Annotated in this window: 19 protein-coding genes and 1 tRNA gene; 9 read left to right on the top strand and 11 right to left on the bottom strand. The window is 55.7% G+C overall.

Annotation, left to right across the window (positions count from 1 at the left end):
• Window positions 1-23: 23 nt before the first annotated feature.
• Complete coding sequence (tsaD, locus tag RHN82_RS12865; protein ID WP_047051961.1) at window positions 24-1,037, bottom strand: tRNA (adenosine(37)-N6)-threonylcarbamoyltransferase complex transferase subunit TsaD; 1,014 nt, start codon at window positions 1,035-1,037, stop codon at window positions 24-26.
• A 236-nt stretch (window positions 1,038-1,273) separates the two neighbouring features.
• On the opposite strand from tsaD, the gene rpsU reads away from it, so the two are divergent.
• The 3 genes from rpsU to rpoD all read left to right on the top strand — a co-directional run bounded on the left by rpsU (window position 1,274) and on the right by rpoD (window position 5,348).
• Window positions 1,274-1,489 carry a 30S ribosomal protein S21 gene (gene rpsU / locus RHN82_RS12860; protein WP_001144069.1) on the top strand — a complete coding sequence of 72 codons (216 nt, stop codon included), beginning with the start codon at window positions 1,274-1,276 and terminating at the stop codon, window positions 1,487-1,489.
• 115 nt (window positions 1,490-1,604) lie between these two features.
• Entirely contained in the window at window positions 1,605-3,350 is a 1,746-nt protein-coding gene (gene dnaG, locus RHN82_RS12855) for a DNA primase (protein WP_003862574.1), read from the top strand.
• Between the two features lie 153 nt (window positions 3,351-3,503).
• Window positions 3,504-5,348 carry an RNA polymerase sigma factor RpoD gene (gene rpoD / locus RHN82_RS12850; protein WP_006812010.1) on the top strand — a complete coding sequence of 615 codons (1,845 nt, stop codon included), beginning with the start codon at window positions 3,504-3,506 and terminating at the stop codon, window positions 5,346-5,348.
• 89 nt (window positions 5,349-5,437) lie between these two features.
• Here the strand turns inward: rpoD and mug are convergent, their stop codons facing one another.
• Window positions 5,438-5,944 (bottom strand): G/U mismatch-specific DNA glycosylase, encoded by a 507-nt coding sequence (mug, locus tag RHN82_RS12845; RefSeq protein ID WP_032649590.1) that lies wholly within the window; start codon window positions 5,942-5,944, stop codon window positions 5,438-5,440.
• 124 nt (window positions 5,945-6,068) lie between these two features.
• On the opposite strand from mug, the gene RHN82_RS12840 reads away from it, so the two are divergent.
• A tRNA-Ile gene (locus RHN82_RS12840) sits at window positions 6,069-6,144 on the top strand.
• Window positions 6,145-6,594: 450 nt separating this feature from the next.
• Here RHN82_RS12840 and RHN82_RS12835 read toward each other — a convergent pair.
• Together RHN82_RS12835 and RHN82_RS12830 are read right to left on the bottom strand one after the other, a co-directional pair.
• Window positions 6,595-6,879 carry a hypothetical protein gene (locus tag RHN82_RS12835; RefSeq protein WP_227788586.1) on the bottom strand — a complete coding sequence of 95 codons (285 nt, stop codon included), beginning with the start codon at window positions 6,877-6,879 and terminating at the stop codon, window positions 6,595-6,597.
• Between the two features lie 160 nt (window positions 6,880-7,039).
• Window positions 7,040-7,432 carry a polymorphic toxin type 44 domain-containing protein gene (locus RHN82_RS12830; protein ID WP_047051958.1) on the bottom strand — a complete coding sequence of 131 codons (393 nt, stop codon included), beginning with the start codon at window positions 7,430-7,432 and terminating at the stop codon, window positions 7,040-7,042.
• A gap of 206 nt (window positions 7,433-7,638) precedes the next feature.
• On the opposite strand from RHN82_RS12830, the gene RHN82_RS12825 reads away from it, so the two are divergent.
• Together RHN82_RS12825 and RHN82_RS12820 are read left to right on the top strand one after the other, a co-directional pair.
• Window positions 7,639-8,130 carry an Hcp family type VI secretion system effector gene (locus RHN82_RS12825; protein ID WP_047051956.1) on the top strand — a complete coding sequence of 164 codons (492 nt, stop codon included), beginning with the start codon at window positions 7,639-7,641 and terminating at the stop codon, window positions 8,128-8,130.
• 456 nt (window positions 8,131-8,586) lie between these two features.
• Window positions 8,587-9,756, top strand: a complete 1,170-nt coding sequence (locus RHN82_RS12820; RefSeq protein WP_047051190.1) for a DNA repair protein — start codon at window positions 8,587-8,589, stop codon at window positions 9,754-9,756.
• Here RHN82_RS12820 and RHN82_RS12815 read toward each other — a convergent pair whose 3' ends face one another.
• Window positions 9,757-10,521, bottom strand: coding sequence for a siderophore-interacting protein (locus RHN82_RS12815; protein ID WP_047051191.1), 765 nt, complete (start codon window positions 10,519-10,521; stop codon window positions 9,757-9,759). It lies immediately after the preceding gene.
• 145 nt (window positions 10,522-10,666) lie between these two features.
• Here RHN82_RS12815 and RHN82_RS12810 point away from each other — a divergent pair, with 145 nt between their 5' ends.
• Window positions 10,667-11,161, top strand: coding sequence for a PadR family transcriptional regulator (locus tag RHN82_RS12810; RefSeq protein WP_047051192.1), 495 nt, complete (start codon window positions 10,667-10,669; stop codon window positions 11,159-11,161).
• Here the strand turns inward: RHN82_RS12810 and RHN82_RS12805 are convergent.
• Together RHN82_RS12805 and RHN82_RS12800 are read right to left on the bottom strand one after the other, a co-directional pair.
• Complete coding sequence (locus tag RHN82_RS12805) at window positions 11,158-12,717, bottom strand: methyl-accepting chemotaxis protein (RefSeq protein ID WP_047051193.1); 1,560 nt, start codon at window positions 12,715-12,717, stop codon at window positions 11,158-11,160. The genes RHN82_RS12810 and RHN82_RS12805 overlap by 4 nt on opposite strands.
• 240 nt (window positions 12,718-12,957) lie before the next feature.
• Window positions 12,958-14,478 (bottom strand): PAS domain-containing methyl-accepting chemotaxis protein, encoded by a 1,521-nt coding sequence (locus RHN82_RS12800; RefSeq protein ID WP_047051194.1) that lies wholly within the window; start codon window positions 14,476-14,478, stop codon window positions 12,958-12,960.
• A gap of 422 nt (window positions 14,479-14,900) precedes the next feature.
• On the opposite strand from RHN82_RS12800, the gene ygjG reads away from it, so the two are divergent.
• Complete coding sequence (ygjG, locus tag RHN82_RS12795; RefSeq protein WP_047051195.1) at window positions 14,901-16,280, top strand: putrescine aminotransferase; 1,380 nt, start codon at window positions 14,901-14,903, stop codon at window positions 16,278-16,280.
• An 85-nt stretch (window positions 16,281-16,365) separates the two neighbouring features.
• Here ygjG and RHN82_RS12790 read toward each other — a convergent pair whose 3' ends face one another.
• Entirely contained in the window at window positions 16,366-16,947 is a 582-nt protein-coding gene (locus RHN82_RS12790; protein WP_047051196.1) for a helix-turn-helix transcriptional regulator, read from the bottom strand.
• 63 nt (window positions 16,948-17,010) lie between these two features.
• Between RHN82_RS12790 and RHN82_RS12785 the strand changes: the two genes are divergently transcribed.
• Entirely contained in the window at window positions 17,011-17,700 is a 690-nt protein-coding gene (locus RHN82_RS12785; protein WP_047051197.1) for a B3/4 domain-containing protein, read from the top strand.
• A gap of 197 nt (window positions 17,701-17,897) precedes the next feature.
• On the opposite strand, the gene lsrG is transcribed toward RHN82_RS12785, so the two are convergent.
• From lsrG to lsrB, 3 genes are read right to left on the bottom strand one after another with little or no spacing between them, the layout of a single operon-like run.
• Window positions 17,898-18,191: a (4S)-4-hydroxy-5-phosphonooxypentane-2,3-dione isomerase gene (gene lsrG / locus RHN82_RS12780; RefSeq protein WP_003862606.1), complete on the bottom strand. Its 294-nt coding sequence runs from the start codon at window positions 18,189-18,191 to the stop codon at window positions 17,898-17,900.
• Window positions 18,188-19,075, bottom strand: a complete 888-nt coding sequence (gene lsrF, locus RHN82_RS12775; protein WP_047051198.1) for a 3-hydroxy-5-phosphonooxypentane-2,4-dione thiolase — start codon at window positions 19,073-19,075, stop codon at window positions 18,188-18,190. Before lsrF ends, lsrG begins: the two co-directional genes overlap by 4 nt.
• 10 nt (window positions 19,076-19,085) lie before the next feature.
• On the bottom strand, window positions 19,086-20,087 hold the full coding sequence (lsrB, locus tag RHN82_RS12770) for an autoinducer 2 ABC transporter substrate-binding protein LsrB (protein WP_047051199.1): 1,002 nt from the start codon (window positions 20,085-20,087) through the stop codon (window positions 19,086-19,088).

The raw sequence follows: 20,087 nt of genomic DNA, 5'->3' as shown, positions 1-20,087 counted from the left end.
CGCCGCGACGACGGGAGAGCCGTTCACGCCTCAGGCAGCTCCGCCAGCGGCCAGCGCGGACGCACGGACACGCTCAGGTCAGCCGTTGCGCCCGCGTTCAGGCGCACCATTCCGGCGTAGGCGATCATCGCCCCGTTATCGGTACAAAATTCAGGACGCGCGTAGAACACTTCCCCACGACGCTTTTGCATCATCTCTGCAAGCTTCGCGCGCAGCGTACGGTTGGCGCTTACGCCACCGGCCATCACCAGGCGCTTAAAGCCGGTCTGATCCAGCGCGCGTTTGCACTTGATCATCAGCGTATCCACCACCGCATCTTCAAACGCACGGGCGATGTCGGCACGCGTCTGCTCGCTGTCGTCGTTATTGCGGATGGTGTTCGCCGCGAAGGTTTTCAGACCGGAGAAACTGAAATCCAGCCCCGGACGGTCAGTCATCGGCCGCGGGAAGACAAAGCGCCCTTCCGTTCCCTGCGACGCCATTTTGGAGAGCATCGGGCCGCCCGGATAATCCAGCCCCAGCAGCTTGGCGGTTTTGTCGAAGGCTTCACCTGCGGCGTCGTCGATCGACTCACCCAGCAGCTCGTACTTGCCAATACCCGTCACGCTAATCAGCTGGGTATGCCCGCCGGAAACCAGCAGCGCCACAAACGGGAACGCTGGCGGATTGTCTTCCAGCATCGGCGCCAGAAGGTGCCCTTCCATATGGTGAACCGGAATGGCCGGAACATCCCACGCGAAGGCCAGCGAACGCCCTACCGTTGCGCCGACCAGCAGCGCGCCGACCAGGCCGGGTCCTGCGGTATAGGCCACGGCATCAATATCTTTTGCACTCAACCCGGCCTCTTTCAGCGCCGCCTGAATCAGGGGAACCGTTTTACGCACGTGGTCACGAGAGGCCAGTTCAGGCACGACGCCGCCGTAGTCAGCATGCAATTTCACCTGACTATACAGTTGGTTGGCCAGAAGCCCTTTTTCGTCGTCGTAAATCGCGATGCCGGTTTCATCGCAGGATGTTTCAATACCCAGTACACGCATGACTTGTTTTACCTCGTTTCAATACCGCGCAGTGTAGAGCCTGAGCGGATTGTTGTAAAACTTTGTTCGCCCCAGGAAGAAGCCTCGTGTATACTCTTCCCCCTTATAAAAGTCCCTTTCAAAATCGCATCGGTGCTTTACAAAGCAGCAGCATTTGCAGTAAAATTCCGCACCATTTTGAAATAAGCTGGCGTTGATGCCAGCGGCAAACCGAATTTATTAAAGGTGAGAGTTACATGCCGGTAATTAAAGTACGTGAAAACGAGCCGTTCGACGTAGCACTGCGTCGCTTCAAACGTTCATGCGAGAAAGCAGGTGTTCTGGCTGAAGTTCGTCGTCGTGAGTTTTATGAAAAACCAACGACCGAACGTAAGCGCGCTAAAGCTTCCGCTGTGAAACGTCACGCGAAGAAACTGGCTCGCGAAAACGCACGCCGTACTCGTCTGTACTAATCTGTTGAGGGCCGCAGCCCTCAATTGACAGACAGAGTTGTAGTCGTAAGGCCGTGCTTCCGGAAGGAATGCGCGGCTTGTTTTCGTTTATAAGTCGCTTAAATTTTTGGGGCATATGGCCGGAAGAATCCCACGCGTTTTCATCAATGACCTGCTTGCCAGAACCGACATCGTCGATCTTATCGACGCGCGGGTGAAGCTAAAAAAGCAGGGCAAGAACTACCATGCGTGCTGTCCGTTCCATAACGAAAAAACCCCCTCTTTCACCGTAAACGGTGAAAAGCAGTTCTACCATTGCTTCGGCTGTGGCGCACACGGTAATGCCGTCGATTTTTTGATGAACTACGACAAGCTCGAGTTCGTTGAAACCGTCGAAGAGCTGGCGGCGATGCATAACCTTGAAGTGCCGTATGAAGCAGGCAGTGGGCCAAGTCAGATCGAGCGCCATCAGCGGCAAACGCTGTACCAACTGATGGATGGCCTGAATTCGTTTTACCAACAGTCTCTTAAGCACTCTGCGGCTGAGCCTGCGCGTCAGTATCTGAACAAGCGCGGACTGAGCGACGATGTGATTGCGCGTTTCGCTATTGGTTACGCCCCACCCGGCTGGGACAACGTGTTAAAGCGTTTTGGCGGCAATAGCGAAGATCGTAAATCCCTCATCGACGCAGGCATGCTGGTCACTAACGACCAGGGACGAAGCTACGACCGCTTCCGTGAACGGGTGATGTTCCCGATCCGCGACAAGCGTGGCCGGGTGATAGGTTTTGGTGGTCGCGTGCTGGGTGATGCCCTGCCGAAATACCTTAACTCCCCGGAAACCGATATTTTCCATAAGGGCCGCCAGCTTTACGGCCTTTATGAGGCACAGCAGGATAATGCGGAACCTCCGCGTCTTCTGGTCGTCGAAGGCTATATGGATGTTGTTGCGCTGGCGCAGTACGACATTAACTATGCCGTTGCGTCGCTGGGAACGTCCACCACGGCGGACCATATCCAGCTGCTGTTCCGCGTCACCAACAACGTGATTTGCTGTTACGACGGTGACCGCGCAGGACGCGACGCCGCCTGGCGAGCGCTGGAAACCGCGTTGCCGTATATGACCGACGGGCGTCAGCTACGCTTTATGTTCCTGCCCGACGGTGAAGACCCGGATACGCTGGTGCGTAAAGAGGGTAAAGCGGCGTTTGAAGCGCGGATGGAGCAGGCACAGCCGCTCTCCACGTTTCTGTTTAACAGCCTGATGCCGCAGGTTGATTTGAGTACCCCTGACGGGCGCGCGCAACTCAGCACGCTGGCGCTGCCGTTAATCAGCCAGGTGCCCGGCGAAACGCTGCGCATCTATCTGCGTCAGGAGTTAGGCAACAAGCTCGGCATTCTGGATGACAGTCAGCTTGAACGTTTAATGCCGAAACAGGCTGAAAACGGCACGGTACGCCCCGCGCCTCAGCTAAAACGCACAACCATGCGTATACTGATAGGGTTGCTGGTGCAAAACCCCGAACTTGCTCCGCAAGTGCCGTCGCTGGCGGGTTTGAACCACGAAAAATTGCCCGGGCTTGGCTTATTTTCAGAATTGGTCAACACTTGTTTGTCTCAGCCAGGCCTGACCACCGGACAACTTTTAGAGCATTATCGCGGCACAAAAGAGGCCGCAACCCTTGAAAAACTGTCGATGTGGGACGATATAGCAGATAAGGATATCGCAGAAAAAACGTTCACCGACTCACTCAACCATATGTTTGATTCGATGCTTGAGTTGCGCCAGGAAGAGTTGATAGCTCGCGAGCGCACCCATGGACTGAGCAGCGAAGAACGCCGGGAGCTCTGGATGATTAACCAGGAACTGGCGAAGAAATAAAAAATTTAACGGCTTAAGTGCCGAATATCGATCGGGAAGCCCCCGGCAGCCGCACTGAGAGGCAGCGGCAAAAATATAAGTACGCCCTCGCTTTAAAGGTTGGCAGCCCTATCGCCGACACCAATCAAACGAATTAAGTGTGGATACCGTCTTATGGAGCAAAACCCGCAGTCACAGCTGAAACTTCTTGTCCAACGCGGTAAGGAGCAAGGCTATCTGACCTATGCCGAGGTCAATGACCATCTGCCGGAAGATATCGTCGATTCAGATCAGATCGAAGATATCATCCAAATGATCAATGACATGGGCATTCAGGTGATGGAAGAAGCACCGGATGCCGATGATCTGTTGCTGGCTGAAACCTCCAACAACACTGACGAAGATGCGGAAGAAGCTGCTGCACAGGTCCTGTCCAGCGTGGAATCTGAAATCGGGCGTACCACTGACCCGGTCCGCATGTACATGCGCGAAATGGGTACCGTTGAACTGTTGACCCGCGAAGGCGAAATTGACATCGCAAAACGCATCGAAGACGGGATCAACCAGGTTCAGTGCTCTGTTGCCGAATATCCGGAAGCGATTACCTATCTGCTGGAGCAGTACGATCGCGTTGAAGCGGAAGAAGCGCGTCTGTCCGATCTGATCACTGGCTTTGTCGACCCGAACGCTGAAGAAGATATGGCGCCAACCGCCACTCACGTCGGTTCTGAGTTGTCTCAGGAAGAGATGGATGACGACGAAGACGAAGATGAAGAAGAAGACGACGACAGCAGCGATGACGACAACAGCATCGACCCTGAACTGGCGCGTGAGAAGTTTGCCGAGCTGCGTACCCAGTACGAAGTGACGCGTGACACCATCAAAGCGAAAGGCCGCAGCCATGCCGCCGCTCAGGAAGAGATCCTGAAGCTGTCTGAAGTGTTCAAACAGTTCCGCCTGGTGCCAAAACAGTTCGACTACCTGGTGAACAGCATGCGCGTGATGATGGATCGCGTACGTACCCAGGAACGTATCATCATGAAGCTGTGCGTTGAACAGTGCAAAATGCCGAAGAAGAACTTCATCACCCTCTTCACCGGCAACGAAACCAGCGAAACTTGGTTCAACGCCGCTATCGCGATGAACAAGCCGTGGTCTGAAAAGCTGCACGACGTGAAAGAAGACGTACAGCGCGGCCTGCAAAAACTGCATCAGATTGAAGAAGAGACCGGCCTGACCATCGAGCAGGTGAAAGACATCAACCGTCGTATGTCCATCGGTGAAGCGAAAGCCCGCCGTGCGAAGAAAGAGATGGTTGAAGCGAACTTACGTCTGGTTATCTCTATCGCCAAGAAATACACCAACCGTGGCCTGCAATTCCTGGATCTGATTCAGGAAGGCAACATCGGTCTGATGAAAGCGGTAGATAAGTTTGAATACCGTCGTGGTTACAAGTTCTCCACCTATGCTACCTGGTGGATCCGTCAGGCGATCACCCGCTCTATCGCAGACCAGGCGCGCACCATCCGTATTCCGGTGCATATGATTGAGACCATCAACAAACTCAACCGTATCTCTCGCCAGATGTTGCAGGAGATGGGTCGCGAGCCGACGCCGGAAGAGCTGGCTGAACGCATGCTGATGCCGGAAGACAAGATCCGTAAAGTGCTGAAAATCGCTAAAGAGCCTATCTCCATGGAAACGCCAATCGGTGATGATGAAGATTCGCATCTGGGTGATTTCATCGAGGATACCACCCTCGAGCTGCCGCTGGACTCTGCCACCACCGAGAGCCTGCGTGCCGCTACGCACGACGTGCTGGCTGGCCTGACCGCCCGTGAAGCCAAAGTGCTGCGTATGCGTTTCGGTATCGACATGAACACCGACCACACGCTGGAAGAAGTGGGTAAACAGTTTGACGTTACCCGCGAACGTATCCGTCAGATCGAAGCGAAGGCGCTGCGTAAGCTGCGCCATCCGAGCCGCTCTGAAGTACTGCGTAGCTTCCTGGACGATTAATCGGTCCTGAAATGAAAAAGCTCCCAATCGGGAGCTTTTTTTTGTTTATGCCCTCTCTCTGTAGGTGAGGGCATCAGGCCGCAGAGGAGCTAAAGCCCCCTCACCACCAGTGCCTCATCAAGTTCCCGATACGCCTCCACCAGCTTGTCCAGCGTCGCCCTGTTCAGCCCGCTCGGGTTCGGCAGCACCCACACCTGCGTTACACCAATGGTAATGTTCTGCTTACCCCACCTGGCGCCGCGCTGGCTGAACGCCTGCTCGTAGGCCTGCTTGCCGAGGATCGCCAGCGCAGCGGGCTGATAGTCTTCAATTTTCGCGATCAGCTCACGCCCGCCAGCGCGCAGCTCATGCAGATTCACTTCGCTCGCCTGCACCGTGGGTCGCTCGACCAGCATGGTGATGCCACAGCGCGTATCCAGCAGCTGCTGCTCTTCTTCCGGCTTAAGCTGTTTGTCGGTAAAACCGGCCTGGTGGATCACCTTCCAGAAGCGATTTCCCGGATGAGCAAAGTGAAAACCGGTGTGCGCCGATGACTTGCCCGGATTGATACCGCAGAACACCACCCGCAGGCCAGGGGCCAGAATATCGTTGATCATCTCTACTCCTGTCTATGCATCTTAAGGTAAGTATAAAGGATTGATTATGCGTTGTTTATAAAAACAGCAGGCAGGTGTGAATGGCTGGATTGCTGAGGGGAGTTACTTTATAATTCACCGCCACGGCCCCTTAGCTCAGTGGTTAGAGCAGGCGACTCATAATCGCTTGGTCGCTGGTTCAAGTCCAGCAGGGGCCACCAAATACAGCAAGGGCTGGCGGGGAGTTACCCACCAGCCTCTTTTTTCCAGGGATATGCCGGGGATATTCCAAAAAATTAACCATAGTGTTTTATAGTTAATTTATTACCGTTCATACACTCCTGGATCTAATCAGCTTCATGCAGTAACCACTATTGCAAGGGATATGAATGAAACGGATCTTCATCACTGCTTCGGTTCTGCTTGCCCCCCTCAATAATGCTTATGCTGGCTGTTCTGCTGCCAGCTTTGCGGCGTGTTCTTCCCTGGCAACATCAACCGGGTCACGTCCACGTCCCAGCCACTGGCCGGGCGGGGCAATCACCCTGTTCGAACCCGGTGGACAACCACAATGTACTTCTGACCCATGAACGGCTACGGATACGCCGTGAAAACTTACACGCGGCTCATCGGGTCATTAACCCGACCGCAAGGGATTTTTAAATAAATATTTATCTATCGACAAATTTCCCCTTGTCCCAGCTCTCGCCGCGGGCCGTTAAGTCAATTGACGGCGCGGCCGCTATTCCCTCAGCATCATAAAAAAATGCGGACGTTGTAAAGCTGTACACGGTGCCGTGAACAGTAAATGAGATATTGTTGCCTATGCCTTCAACTTTTGCGCGGGCGGTATTCGCTGTAAGCGTGGGCGCGATATGTTGTTTTTCGAGAGCCACCAGCGGATCACCGTCAATCTTACTCGCTAAAAAATAACGATACACTTCCCCGGTGGTCATGTTCGAGCCGTCATACTCAGTAATGTATAACTAGGTCCGGGGCGTGAGCTGGCGAACTTCATATAGCCGATCACTAACAGTTAAACGCTGTATATGTTGGAAATAACAGTACCCCGCGACCGCCAGGGCCATAAGAATAGTGGCGATCCAGTGCAGCGTCCTAAAAGTGATGCTGTTTAACATAGTCGATGCCTTGCTTTATCCAAAATTGGTCAATCGGATCATCACCAAACGGAGGGGTCCCCGTGAAATTACCCCACTCGGGTCTAGATGTGCCGGCTTTCCACTGCGCCGCGCCGGCAGCAATAAGCAAAATCTTTGCAGGGATGCACGCTGCATAACCCACAGCGCCGTAATGGAAATTCCCGAAGTCAGCATAAGCCCGTTTTTGTTGTTTGTAATCCCACGGCCCGCCGTTTCTTACTCGCTCATAAAACCACGTATACGTAAGCGGGGCGGCCATATCCTGGACTTCGTGACGCGCCCGCGCGAGCCTTATGTGTTCGCGCAATATCTCCAGCCCACGGGGTGGATAAATCGGTATACATGCCATCGTTCTTCCTTTCTGCCAGGCAAAAAGGGCAACATAAGAGCAATAACGGTAACGCGTACTGCTGAAGATCAATTTATTAATTTTATTTGCAACATCAATAAGTAACGAAATTAAATAACACGAACCTATAACACAATTTGTATCACCTGCGATCCGTTTTTAGCCATTAATGAGGGTTTACCCTCAATGGAAATGGAGTTTTAAAAATGGCTATTCCTGCTTATTTATGGCTTATGGATGATGGCGGCCACCTGATAAAGGGATCTGTGGATGTTCAAAATAGAGAAGGTAGTATAGAGATCCTCTCTTTTAGTCACGGCTTATTAGTTCCGACCGATAACAACACCGGCAAGATCACTGGCACGCGCTTACATGCGCCGCTCGTAATTGAAAAAGAGTTTGATAGCTCCAGCCCGTATCTCTACAAAGCGGTAGCCACCGGCCAAACGCTGAAAAGCGCAGAGATCAAGTGGTATAAAATCAACGATGCGGGCCAGGAGGTTGAATATTTCAATATGCTGCTTGAAAACGTCCGGGTAGTCAGCATTAACCCCGTCATGCATAACTGTAAAGAGCCAGCGTTACAGATACACAATCATAATGAGGGAATACAGCTCCGCTATGAGCGGATCACCTGGAAATATTGCGATGGGAACGTCCAATACTCGGACGCGTGGAACGAGCGGGTTACAGCGTAAAAAAAGGGCGGTTAATCCGCCCTGTATTGTTTTTAGTGCCAATTCTTTCGCCCCCTCGGTCTGCCAGCACATAGCCTCCCCTCGATGGCAACACCCCGCGCGATCACCTGGTGCCAGCTCTCCGCACTTCTTAAACATTTGGGGTATTTTAATCATGCTTAATGCTGTTAAGCATTCTCTGGCAGTTATTGCGGCGTACCGCTGCCGCTGCACGCCTCCAGCCCCCCAAATTTTCGAGTTTCTCGGCTCACGCATTCAAAAGTGAACTCTAAGGTCACATTTAACCCCGTGCTCCCCGTTCCAGAAGGAAGATTCAATAACTCTCACTCTTTCACAAACCCTAAAAACTAAAGAAATCCCCCATCGCGCCGATCATCATCCGTGTGTATTATTTCCTGTAGCTTTTACAACAACTAACCTTAACTCAAATACTTAAGCGCCAGAGCGAAAGGCATCATGAGCACACCGATCAAACGGCTAGAAATCATTAAAAATGCCATTGAGCTGGAAGATGACGACATCATCCGGAGCCAGCTGAAACGTCTCAAAGAGGAAGCCTTTGACGATGATCTCCTGTCCATCGTCGCGGCGCTTGAGCAGAAAAACTACACCGCAGCCCTTCGCGCTATTACCGCCTGGCTGCAAAGCCAGCGCGCCGTTACCCCGTGGCGTGACCCGCAGCTGGCGGCCAGCAAGCTGGAGCTGAAAGCCCTGGAAGAGCGTCTGCGCGATCTGATTGATCGCCGTAACGCCCGGATACAGCAGCTTGATGAGTTCAACGATCTCTATTTCTCCCGCCTCGGGCCGTTGATGCAGCAGATCCTCGCCCTGCGTAAAACGCTGGCGGAGCTTAACCTGCGTCGTCAGCAGGCGGAGACGCGTCGTCGGGAAGAGGATTACCGCCGCTGCCAGGGCTATATGGCGCAGGCCGTAGAGGTTCTGTCAACGCTCACCGGGCGCTGGCGAGATCTGCCTGCGGATTCCGTTCAGGCGGCAGAGGCGCGCAAGCATCTTCAGCAGCAAAGCAATCTGATTGCCAACCTGCTGGCCGAAGCTATGGAGCTGGAGACCGGTTTAACGCGTGAAGAAGAGCCGGCACGTCAGGCGCGCGATGAGGCCAACGAAGAGTACAAGAAGTATCGCGAACAGCATCATGATGCCGAAGTTCGCCTGCGTAAAGGCAAGGATCTCTCTGAAGAGGATCGGAACGAGCTGAAGCGGCTCTGGCGTCAGGCGAGCAAGCTATGCCACCCGGATCTGGTTGCCGATGATTTAAAAGAAGAAGCCAACAGGATGATGGTACAACTCAACCAGGCCAAACAGCGCGGCGACGTGAAGGCCATTCGCTCGCTGGTCGCGCGTCTGCAACAAGGATTCGAACCGATGATGGCGAGCGACAGGCTGAACGACCTGGAACGTATTCGCAAAAAGATGGCGCAGGTGCGTGAGCAAATCGACACCCTGGTGAACGAGCTGGCAGAGCTGGAGAAGGAAGAATCCTGGCTGCTCGTCTCGTCGCTCAGCAATATGGAAGCCTACTTTGCCCAGCAGGAGAAAGCGTTGAAAGAGGTATGCGCCTCGCTCGAACATCAGGTGAGCGAAGCGCAGCTGGATCCCGCTGCCTGATTATTTGGCGTGCCAGTACGCGCTGGCACGCACCAGCTGCGGGTCAATTGCGTCGGTTTCAAACTGACGGCTCAGGCGTTTCACCACCTTCCCCTCTCCGGTCAGCCAGATAAAGTAATCCTCTTCCGGCACGTCCAGCGCGGCAAGATGGTCGGCCACCGCCTGCTCGTTGTGGCCGATAACCCAGGTGATGTTGAACCCGCTCAGGTGCGCCAGATAGTCCTGGTACGCCGCATCGCCCACGGTGACGATGGCGTGGATCGCCGGGCGAACAGGCAGTTTTGCGATGCCTTCTAAACGGCGGCGCAGCGCGGGCATGCCCGACTCGTCGCACACGTACAGCTGCCAGGCGTAATCTTCCGGCACCACCAGCGAACCGCGCGGACCGCCGATGGTCAGCTTGTCGCCCACCTTCGCCTCTACTGCCCAGTTGCTGGCAATGCCGCCATCATGAACGAAGAAATCGAGCGCCAGCTCATGTTTTTCGTCATCGTACAGCGGGGTATAGTCACGCGCCTGCGGACGCACGCCGTCGCCCCAGTCGATGCCTTCATCGGTCACCACAGGCGGCACGAAAGTGGTGCCCGGTGCCGGGAAAAAGACTTTGGTATGGTCGTCAAAGCCGCGAGAGCGAAAGCCCTCCAGCGCCTCGCCGCCTAGCACAATGCGCTGAAATCCTGCGCTGACTCGCTCAGTGCGCAGCACGTTCAGCTCACGAAAACGCAGGTCATTGCGGACACGTTGAGGGTAACGGGTAGATGTCATAATGATGCCCTTCTCAGGTGAATACGATATATCGGAATGAATTTTTAATGATAATGATTGCTATTAACTCAGAAATCAAGATTTTTTAGATTGCATCTGAATATATCTTAGATATAGTTTAGATATATCAAATTGAGGAAGAAACATGCGACACGAACACGACGGCGGCGGACGCCGGCCACGATTTTTTGGCCATGGCGATCTGCGGCTGGTGATCCTGGATATCCTGACCCGCAACGCGAGCCATGGTTACGAGCTGATCAAAGAGATCGAGAACCTGACGCAGGGACATTACACGCCTAGCCCTGGCGTAATCTATCCGACGCTGGATTACTTGCAGGATCAGGCGCTTATCGCCATTACCGAAGAAGAGAACGGCCGTAAGCGGATTGCGATTAACGCCGCCGGACAGCAATGGCTGGATGACAACCGGGAACAGCTGGAGCAGATCCAGACGCGTATCAAGGCGCGCTCCGTCGGGTTCCAGCTGCGCAAAAACCCGCAGATGAAGCGGGCGCTGGATAACTTCAAAGCGGTTCTGGATCTGAAGGTTAATCAGGGAGAGCTCAGCGACGCGCAGTTGAAACAGATTATCGGCGTGATTGACCGCGCGGCGCTGGAGATCTCCCAGCTGGATTAAGCCAGCACGCCGTCGTTCACGCGGAACACGCGGACCAGCTCTTTCAGGTGCATGGCCTGTTCGTTAAGGGATGCGGCCGCCGCAACGGACTCCTCCACCAGCGCGGAGTTCTGCTGGGTGGTGGCGTCTATCAGGCCAATCGCGCTGTTGATCTGCGAGATGCCTTCCGTCTGTTCGTGGCTGGCCTGGCGAATCTCACGCAGGATGACGTCCATCTCCTCCACGTTGCCGACCATGCCGTTGATAAGCCCGCTGGCTTTCTCCACAAGGTTCATGCCGTCCTGCGTCTGGCTTGTGGAGCTTTCAATCAGCTGGCGGATCTCACTCGCGGATGTTGCACTTTTCTGCGCGAGCTGACGTACCTCGCCCGCCACCACCGCAAAGCCGCGACCATGCTCACCCGCGCGCGCTGCTTCGACCGCCGCGTTCAGCGCCAGAATGTTGGTCTGGAAGGCAATGGCGTCGATCAGGTCGATGATGTCGGACATCCTGTTCGATGTTTCGTTAATCAGGCGCATTTTACTGGTGACCTGCTTCATCATCTCGCCGTTGTTTTTGACCACGGCAGCCGCATCGGCAGACAGGTTCGTCGCTTCTCCGGTGTGGGACGCGGTGTTCTTCACCGTGGCGGTGATCTGCTCCATCGACGCGGCCGTCTGTTCAACGGAACTGGCCTGCTCCTCCGTGCGGGCAGCCAGATCCTGGTTGCCCGCGACAATCTGCGCGGCGGCGCTGGAGATGTTTTCCGATCCGGTTTGCACCTGCTGCACAATCTCCAGCAGGCGCGTTTTCATCTCCATCAATGCGGTGAGTAGCAGTCCGGTTTCATCTTTACCGTGCGAGGTAATGCTGCCGGTGAGATCGCCATCGGCAATGGCCTCCGCAAAATTCACCGCATCGTTCAGCGGGCGGGTAATGGATCGCACAATGAACCAGCCAGCCAGGCTGGCTGCCGCGACGCTGAAAAGCGTAATCAGGATCAGCAGCAGACGATTGGTGTGGAAATCGCCTTCCACCTGTTCGCCCGCACTCTGCATTTCATGGTCCTGGATCGCAATCAGCGCCTGCACTTTCGCTTTATAGGACTGTTGCAGGTTCAGGGTGTTGGTCATCATCTCGTTTATCGCGCCCGCACGGTCGTTATTCTGCACGGCCTGCAAAATGCGGTAGCGCGAGTCAAGATATTGCTGGCGTACGCCGTGGATATCGGCCAGCACCTGTTGGGATTTTTTATCCTTGAGAGCGTTGTCCAGCTCGCTCAGGATTGCGGTGATGCGCTCGCTGATCGCCTTCAGACGCTGCTCTGATTGCGCCGTGTACGTCCCCTGCTCGTCCAGCAGCATGAGCTGCTGCGTGCTGATAAATTCCTGGAAGTTGTCGATTAACTGGTTCGCTTTTACCGTCGTTGGATAGTCGCTGGTAAGGATGGTTTGCATTCCATTGTTTGCCCGATTCAGGCTCATCAGAGACAAGCTTGCGCTGACGACCATCAAGACAATAAATAATCCAAACGCCAGAAATAATTTCGTGCCGATCTTTACGTCATGTATGAACATATTTACCCCATCGATGTGATTATTTCTCAGACGATCGCTGTTATCGACAGGAAAAGCGCTAACTTTATGACTTTGATCGTTTTTTTATTTTTCACTCTCAATGAATTCGGGGCGTAACAATTAAAAAACCGGGCGCTTTTTTTAGTTAATTAATATTTCATTAACAACATGACTTATTCTGAAAAACAAAAAAGCCGTTTACCCCGGAGGAATAAACGGCTTTATCGAAGCATGCATTTCTTAATGCAGCACGGTAACCGCATCTTCAAGACGTCCGGCCCGGTGCTTAACCATCGCGGAAATCTGCGCGCTCTCTTCGACCATGTCAGCATTTTTTTGCGTAATGCTGTCCAGCTCTGCCACGGCACGGGTCAGCTCTGTCAGGCCTGTCGCCTGCTCGGAGGTGGCGTGGCTGATCTGCGCGATAAGCTGCGTGACGTTTTTCACCTGCTCGACAATATCATCCATGGTACGTCCCGCGGCGTGGACCTGATCGGCGCCCGACTGCACTTTGCTGGCGCTGGCGTCGATCAGCTTACGAATATCGTTAGCCGCATTCGCGCTGCGGCTGGCAAGATGACGCACTTCGCCCGCCACCACCGCAAAGCCTTTCCCCTGCTCGCCTGCGCGTGCCGCCTCAACCGCGGCGTTCAGCGCCAGAATATTGGTCTGGAAGGCAATGTCATTGATAAGCGAGGTAATAGAGCCAATGCGCTGGGTACTGTCGGCAATGTCATCCATGGTTTTCACCACGGTCTGCATCACGGTGCTCCCCTGCGTGGCCGCGCTGCTGGCCGCCATCGACAGCTTGTCGACTTCGGCTGCGGTCTCAGAGTTACTCTGCACCGACGCCGCCATCTGGTTCATTGTTGCCACGGTCTGCTGCACGTTAGCCACGGTCTGGCGCGTGCGGTCGTTGAGATCTTCATTGCCCTGCGCCAGCCTGTCGCTGCCGTCGCGCACGCTCACCACCTGGCTGGAGACGTCGTTGATCAGCCAGCGGCACATCAGCCCCAGCTGTCCGACGGCCCGCAGCGTCAGCCCCAGTTCATCGCTGCGGTTAAGATGCTGCACGCTGTTACGCTCTCCGGTAGCGACCCTGAGCGCCTGCCGTGCGACGTTTTCCACCGGGCGGACAATCTGTTGTTCAAACACCAGGGTGCCAAGCAGCATCACCACGGCTGCCGCCACCAGCGAAGCCCAGCCCGCGGCACTGGCAACCAGCGTTGCGGCCATCACCGCGAAAAGTATCGCCATCACGCTGCGCACGCGCCAGCGCAGCGGCATCGCCGGTAATTTACCGAGCCAGCCTTTGCGCACCACCAGCCCTTTATGAATGCGTTTTTTGCAGCGTCCTTCGTTGAGCGCCTTATAAAGCGGCTCCACCGCGGCGACCTCGTCCTCGGTGGCGCGGGTACGAATGGACATATAGCCCGTCATCTGGCCGTTACGCACCATCGGTACCGCATTGGCGCGTACCCAATAGTGATCGCCATTTTTACGTCGGTTTTTGACAATCCCGCTCCATGGCTCGCCCTTTTGCAGCGTGTACCACATGTCGGCAAAAGCCGCTTTCGGCATATCCGGATGGCGCACAATGTTGTGCGGCTGCCCGAGCAGCTCCTGGAGCGTAAAGCCGCTCACTTGCACAAAGGTGTCGTTAGTGTGGGTCATGTAGCTGTGGAGGTCGGTGGTCGACATAAGCGTGGTGTCATCGTCCAGCGGATATTCATACTGGGTGACATAGTCAGGAGAGGACATAGTGAGCATCCCTTGCAGGTTATTTGAATGTTAATTTTGTGGCTTATGTTTTTTCGGCGATAAAAAATTTATCTTTAGTTGTTAAATATGATTAAGATCGCAAATCTCGGTTAAACCGCACTTTTCGTACGATTTTCTAATTAATTGATTTAAAATACTTTCGAGACGAAACTACCTACAAAGCATGATCCCCCGGCGCACACTTAAGGCGCATTCCCTGCCCTGGCGTAGTGCAAATGACGACACCCCCTCCCCGGCTCGTTATCCCTTATCCCGTGCGGCGCGCAATGGCATGATTAAATATTGTGCAAATTTGATTTCACCTGGCGTTTATCCCGATTTTTGTTAAGGCATCTGAGGTGGCGTAATCCCTGCAATAATTAACTCAGTATCATGTGATACGCGATCCCCGGGAGCATATTTTGAACAGGTTACCTTCCAGCGCCTCGGCTCTTGCCTGTACCGCGCACGCACTGAATCTCATTGAGAAGCGAACGCTTGATCATGAGGAGATGAAACAACTTAACCGTGAGGTCATTGATTACTTTAAAGAGCATGTGAATCCTGGTTTTCTGGAGTATCGCAAATCTGTTACCGCCGGCGGGGATTACGGAGCCGTAGAGTGGCAAGCGGGCAGTCTGAATACGCTTGTCGACACCCAGGGACAGGAGTTTATTGATTGCCTGGGTGGTTTTGGTATTTTCAACGTGGGGCACCGTAATCCAGTTGTGGTTTCCGCCGTACAGAATCAACTTGCGAAACAACCTCTCCATAGCCAGGAACTGCTCGACCCGCTTCGCGCCATGCTCGCGAAGACGCTGGCAGCCTTAACGCCTGGCAAGCTGAAATACAGCTTCTTCAGCAACAGCGGCACGGAATCGGTCGAAGCAGCAATTAAACTCGCCAAAGCGTACCAGTCGCCGCGCGGGAAATTCACCTTTATCGCCACCAGCGGCGCGTTCCACGGGAAATCCCTGGGCGCACTGTCGGCGACCGCTAAATCTACCTTCCGCAAACCGTTTATGCCGCTGCTGCCGGGCTTCCGCCACGTGCCGTTTGGCGACATCAACGCCATGCGCACCATGCTAAGTGAATGCCGTAAAACCGGCGACGACGTGGCGGCGGTGATCCTGGAGCCGATTCAGGGTGAAGGCGGCGTGATCCTCCCGCCGCAGGGCTATCTGCCCGCCGTGCGTCAGCTGTGCGATGAGTTTGGCGCGCTGCTGATCTTCGACGAAGTGCAGACCGGGATGGGGCGCACCGGCAAGATGTTCGCCTGCGAGCACGAGAACGTTCAGCCTGACATCCTGTGCCTGGCGAAAGCGCTCGGCGGCGGCGTGATGCCGATTGGCGCAACGGTCGCCACTGAGGAGGTGTTCTCGGTGCTGTTCGACAACCCGTTCCTGCACACCACCACCTTCGGCGGTAACCCGCTGGCCTGTGCGGCGGCGCTGGCGACCATCAACGTGCTGCTGGAGCAAAACCTGCCTGCGCAGGCGGAGCAGAAAGGCGACATGCTGCTGGACGGTTTCCGTCAGCTGGGCCGGGAATACCCGGACCTGGTACAGGATGCGCGCGGTAAAGGGATGCTGATGGCGATTGAGTTCGTTGATAACGAAACCGGTTATAGCTTCGCAAGCGAGATGTTCCGCCAGCGGGTGCTGGTGGCGGGAACGCTTAACAACTCGAAAACCATCCGCATTGAGCCACCGTTGACGCTTACCATTGAGCAGTGTGAGCAGGTGCTGAAGGCGGCGCGTAAGGCGCTGGCGGCGCTGCGGGTGAGTGTGGAAGAGGCGTAAAAAACGCCGGGTGGCGCTACGCTTACCCGGCCTACAACATACTGCATATGCAAGCCCGGTAAGCGTAGCGCCGCCGGGCTGCTTTTTATCGGTGAAACTCCGCCACCGTCATGGTGAAGCGAAGCACGGTATCGCCTTCATTGGCATAGCCGTGCGCCGCTTCCGTTTTCGCTACCGCCGACGCGCCAGCATTAACCTGTGCCACCGTCTCGTCCACCGTCAGGGTTAATACGCCTTCGTTCACGTGCAGCAGCTCAAACGTTCCCGCCGGATGCCCCGGAGAGGTGAACGTCTCTCCCGGATACATCTCCCACTGCCACAGCTCAATCATGTCCGGGCCTGCGGTGCCTGCCAGCAGTCTGGCGTAACCGCCCTGTGCGCCCTGCCACAGAACCGGGATCGCCTCTTCCTGAATAATGTGTACCTGCGGCTCGCTGGAGACGTTAACGATATCTGCCACCGAGACGCCAAGCGCGGCGGCCAGTTTGCACAAAATGGCAATGCTGGGGTTGGCAGCCCCTTTTTCGATCTCCACCAGCATGCCTTTGCTGACGCTGGCGCGGCGGGAAAGCTCGTCCAGCGACAGCTTTTTCTCTTTCCGCCAGCTGCGGATACGGTTCGCCACGGCCAGGCTTACCTGGGCAACATCGGCGCCCGCCTCGGTCATTATATTGACTTTATCAGTCACTGGTCACTACCATGGTATAAAACAGTCAATACAGGATTATTTATGTCTCTTGTAACACCGTCAATAGATTCGCGACTTGTCGGGATCGCGCCCGGCTTTCGGGCGTTGAGCATTCAGGTTGAAGCCGCCCCGATTACCCAACCGGAGGTTGCGCCCGCCGCGCTGGCGCAGGCCTGCCAGCAGATGCTCAATGATGATGTGCCCTGGGCAGAAAATCACCTCGCCGCCTGGGATGAGGTGTTTAAAGCCTTTGGTGCAAAACCCAAACGCACGCCCTGCTCGGCCTCGGCCCTGCGCAAGCGCGTGATGAGAGACGGTTCGCTGCCGCCGCTCGACCCGGTGGTGGATATCTATAATGCCATCAGCATCCGCTACGCTATTCCGGTGGGGGGAGAAAATCTGGCGGCTTACTCGGGTGCGCCGCGCCTGACGCTGGCCGACGGCAGCGAGCCGTTTGATACCTTCAAGGAGGGTGAGCCGGTCGTCGAAAATCCGGAGCCAGGCGAAGTTATCTGGCGTGACGATCTCGGCGTCACCTGCCGCCGCTGGAACTGGCGACAGGGGATACGCACGCGTCTGGACAGCCAGGCGCAGTCCATGTGGTTTATTCTCGAAAGCCTGCCGTCAATGCCGCTGGCAGCATTACAGGAAGCTGGCGATGAGCTGGTGAGCAATCTGCAAAAGCTGATGCCGGGCGCGACGGCGCGTGTTCAGTTGCTGGAGCTGGCGTGAACAACGCCGGGTGGCGCTTCGCTTACCCGGCCTACAAAATCAACACCCACCGTACCCGTAGGCCCGGTAAGCGTTAGCGCCACCGGGCAAACATCGCACCATCTCGCCCCCGTAGGCCCGGTAAGCGCAGCGCCACCGGGCAAACATCGCACCATCCCCCGTAGGCCCGGTAAGCGCAGCGCCACCGGGCAAAGCCGCTACTCCGGCAACAACCCGACAAAACTGCGTTTTTTGCGCGGCTCCGACATCAATTCCTCAAGCTTATCCACGCACGCCAGATAGTGCGGGGTTTGCTTATGCGCCAGCACCGCCTCTTCGTCCTTATAGGCTTCATAGATAAAAAACCGGGTTTTCACCCTTGGATCCTGCAATACGTCAAAGCGCAGGTTGCCCGGCTCCTTGATCGCCCCCTCGTGGTTGGCGCGAAATACCTCCAGAAACTCGTCCACCCGCTCGGGCTTGATGTTGATCTCCACTAACGTCACGTTCATTTTGCTTCTCCCTGTTTCTCTTCCTGCCAGAACTGGAACGCGTCCCGCGCGCTCATGTCCTCGTGTACCACTTTTTTCACTGCCTTCAGCATCGCGAGCGGCGCGCTGGACTGGAAGATATTGCGCCCCATGTCCACGCCGGACGCACCCTGATCGATCGCGCGCCAGCACATCTCCAGCGCCTCGTGCTCCGGCAGCTTTTTGCCCCCGGCGATCACAATCGGCACCGGGCAGCTGGCGGTCACTTTTTCAAAGCCCTCGTCCACGTAATAGGTTTTGACGAACTGCGCCCCCATTTCGGCGGCGATGCGGCTGGCAAGCGAGAAATAACGCGCGTCACGCGCCATCTCTTTCCCCACGCCCGTCACCGCCAGCGTCGGCATGCCGTAGCGCGCGCCCGCATCGACCAGCTTGATGATGTTGTTGATCGACTGATGTTCAAATTCGCTGCCGATGTACACCTGCGCCGCCACCGCGCAGACGTTGAGGCGCAGGGCGTCCTCCATCGCCACCGCCACGCACTCGTTGGAAAGCTCGCCCAGAATCGAGTTACCGCCGGAGGCGCGCAGCACCACCGGTTTGTTGGTCGCGGCAGGTACCTGGCTCCTGAGGATGCCGCGGGTACACATCAGCACGTCGGTTTCACCAAACAGCGGCGCGATGGAGAGGTCGATACGCTCAAGACCGGTGGTCGGCCCCTGAAAGTAGCCGTGGTCAAAGGCCAGCATCACCGTGCGGTTGCTCTGCGGATTGAAGATGCGCGAAAGCCGGGACTGCATGCCCCAGTCCAGCGAGCCGCAGCCCTTCAGGGTGTACGGCACATTCTGCTGCGGCGTACCGATGCCAAAATCCTTGCCGTCTTTGATGTCGTCTAAATCAGCCATTCGCTCCCCCTCAGAAATCGTATTTGTTGATGTTCTCTTTGGTGAACACCACCCGCTCCGGCAGCAGCACAATGCCGTTGCCCTTCGCCTCATACTGGTAGCCCTGCACGCTGTTCGGCTCGACCTTCAGCGTTCCGATATCTTTCACGTCGACGCTGTCGCCAGGGTTAAGATCGCCTTTTTTCAGTAAACGATCGGCGACATTGACCGCGATTTTGCCCTGTTGCACCACGTCCCACAGGCCGAAGGCTTTCACCGTGCCGCGCTCAACATATGGACGCATCACGTTCGGCGTGCTGAAGCCGACAATCGCCACCCCTTCCCGCTTCAGGTTTTCTGCCGCCTGCGCGGCAGCAGGCAGCGCATTGGCATCCGGGGCGATAATCGCATCCAGATCCGGATAGGCTTTTAAGATCCCTTCGGCGGTTTGCAGAGATTTGGTGGCGTCGTTATAGCCAAACTGGGTGGTGACGACCTGCCACTGAGGATGATCTTTCTCGATTTTGGCCTTCGCCTCTTTCACCCACTGGTTCTGGTCGGTAACGGTCGGGCTGGAGTAGAAGAACGCCACTTTCGCGTTCGGTTTGGTGACCTGCTTGCCTGCCATCTCCACCAGCAGGCCGCCGAGCTGTTCCGGCGTGCCCTGGTTGATATAGATGCTGCGGCACTCCGGTTTGGTGTCGGAGTCCCAGGTCAGGACCTTCACGCCGCGCTGCATCGCGCGCTTCAGCGCCGGGCAGAGACCGTCTGGCGACACGGCAGAGACGATGATGGCGTTATAGCCCTGGTTGACGAAGTTATTGATCAACTGCACCTGGCCGGAGACGCTCGGCTCGGTCGGGCCGTCGTAGGTCACGTCCACGCCGAGATCTTTCCCCGCCTCTTTCGCGCCGTTGCCGCCGCTGGTGAAGAAGCCGACACCCACCAGCTTCGGGATAAAGGCAATGCGGTCCGCCGCCTGCGCCGAAGCGAAGCTGAGGGCCATTGCCAGGACGAGCAGTTTTGTTTTCAT

The sequence above is a fragment of the Enterobacter cloacae complex sp. EB5 genome (assembly GCF_031432835.1).
GTDB lineage: Bacteria > Pseudomonadota > Gammaproteobacteria > Enterobacterales > Enterobacteriaceae > Enterobacter > Enterobacter hormaechei_C.
The sequence above is the reverse complement of the archived record's forward strand: the minus strand, read 5'-3'. Positions and strand labels throughout refer to the sequence as shown.

Bases quoted from the DNA above. Each gene is read 5' to 3' on its own strand.
- RHN82_RS12800 (WP_047051194.1), bottom strand. From the start codon at position 14,478: ATGTCCTCTCCTGACTATGTCACCCAGTATGAATATCCGCTGGACGAT.
- RHN82_RS12825 (WP_047051956.1), top strand. From the start codon at position 7,639: ATGGCTATTCCTGCTTATTTATGGCTTATGGATGATGGCGGCCACCTG.
- lsrF (WP_047051198.1), bottom strand. From the start codon at position 19,075: ATGGCTGATTTAGACGACATCAAAGACGGCAAGGATTTTGGCATCGGT.
- RHN82_RS12785 (WP_047051197.1), top strand. From the start codon at position 17,011: ATGTCTCTTGTAACACCGTCAATAGATTCGCGACTTGTCGGGATCGCG.
- RHN82_RS12815 (WP_047051191.1), bottom strand. From the start codon at position 10,521: ATGACATCTACCCGTTACCCTCAACGTGTCCGCAATGACCTGCGTTTT.
- RHN82_RS12835 (WP_227788586.1), bottom strand. From the start codon at position 6,879: ATGACCACCGGGGAAGTGTATCGTTATTTTTTAGCGAGTAAGATTGAC.
- lsrB (WP_047051199.1), bottom strand. From the start codon at position 20,087: ATGAAAACAAAACTGCTCGTCCTGGCAATGGCCCTCAGCTTCGCTTCG.
- rpsU (WP_001144069.1), top strand. From the start codon at position 1,274: ATGCCGGTAATTAAAGTACGTGAAAACGAGCCGTTCGACGTAGCACTG.
- tsaD (WP_047051961.1), bottom strand. From the start codon at position 1,037: ATGCGTGTACTGGGTATTGAAACATCCTGCGATGAAACCGGCATCGCG.
- RHN82_RS12830 (WP_047051958.1), bottom strand. From the start codon at position 7,432: ATGGCATGTATACCGATTTATCCACCCCGTGGGCTGGAGATATTGCGC.
- RHN82_RS12790 (WP_047051196.1), bottom strand. From the start codon at position 16,947: ATGACCGAGGCGGGCGCCGATGTTGCCCAGGTAAGCCTGGCCGTGGCG.
- mug (WP_032649590.1), bottom strand. From the start codon at position 5,944: ATGATCAACGATATTCTGGCCCCTGGCCTGCGGGTGGTGTTCTGCGGT.
- lsrG (WP_003862606.1), bottom strand. From the start codon at position 18,191: ATGAACGTGACGTTAGTGGAGATCAACATCAAGCCCGAGCGGGTGGAC.
- RHN82_RS12820 (WP_047051190.1), top strand. From the start codon at position 8,587: ATGAGCACACCGATCAAACGGCTAGAAATCATTAAAAATGCCATTGAG.
- RHN82_RS12810 (WP_047051192.1), top strand. From the start codon at position 10,667: ATGCGACACGAACACGACGGCGGCGGACGCCGGCCACGATTTTTTGGC.
- dnaG (WP_003862574.1), top strand. From the start codon at position 1,605: ATGGCCGGAAGAATCCCACGCGTTTTCATCAATGACCTGCTTGCCAGA.
- RHN82_RS12805 (WP_047051193.1), bottom strand. From the start codon at position 12,717: ATGTTCATACATGACGTAAAGATCGGCACGAAATTATTTCTGGCGTTT.
- rpoD (WP_006812010.1), top strand. From the start codon at position 3,504: ATGGAGCAAAACCCGCAGTCACAGCTGAAACTTCTTGTCCAACGCGGT.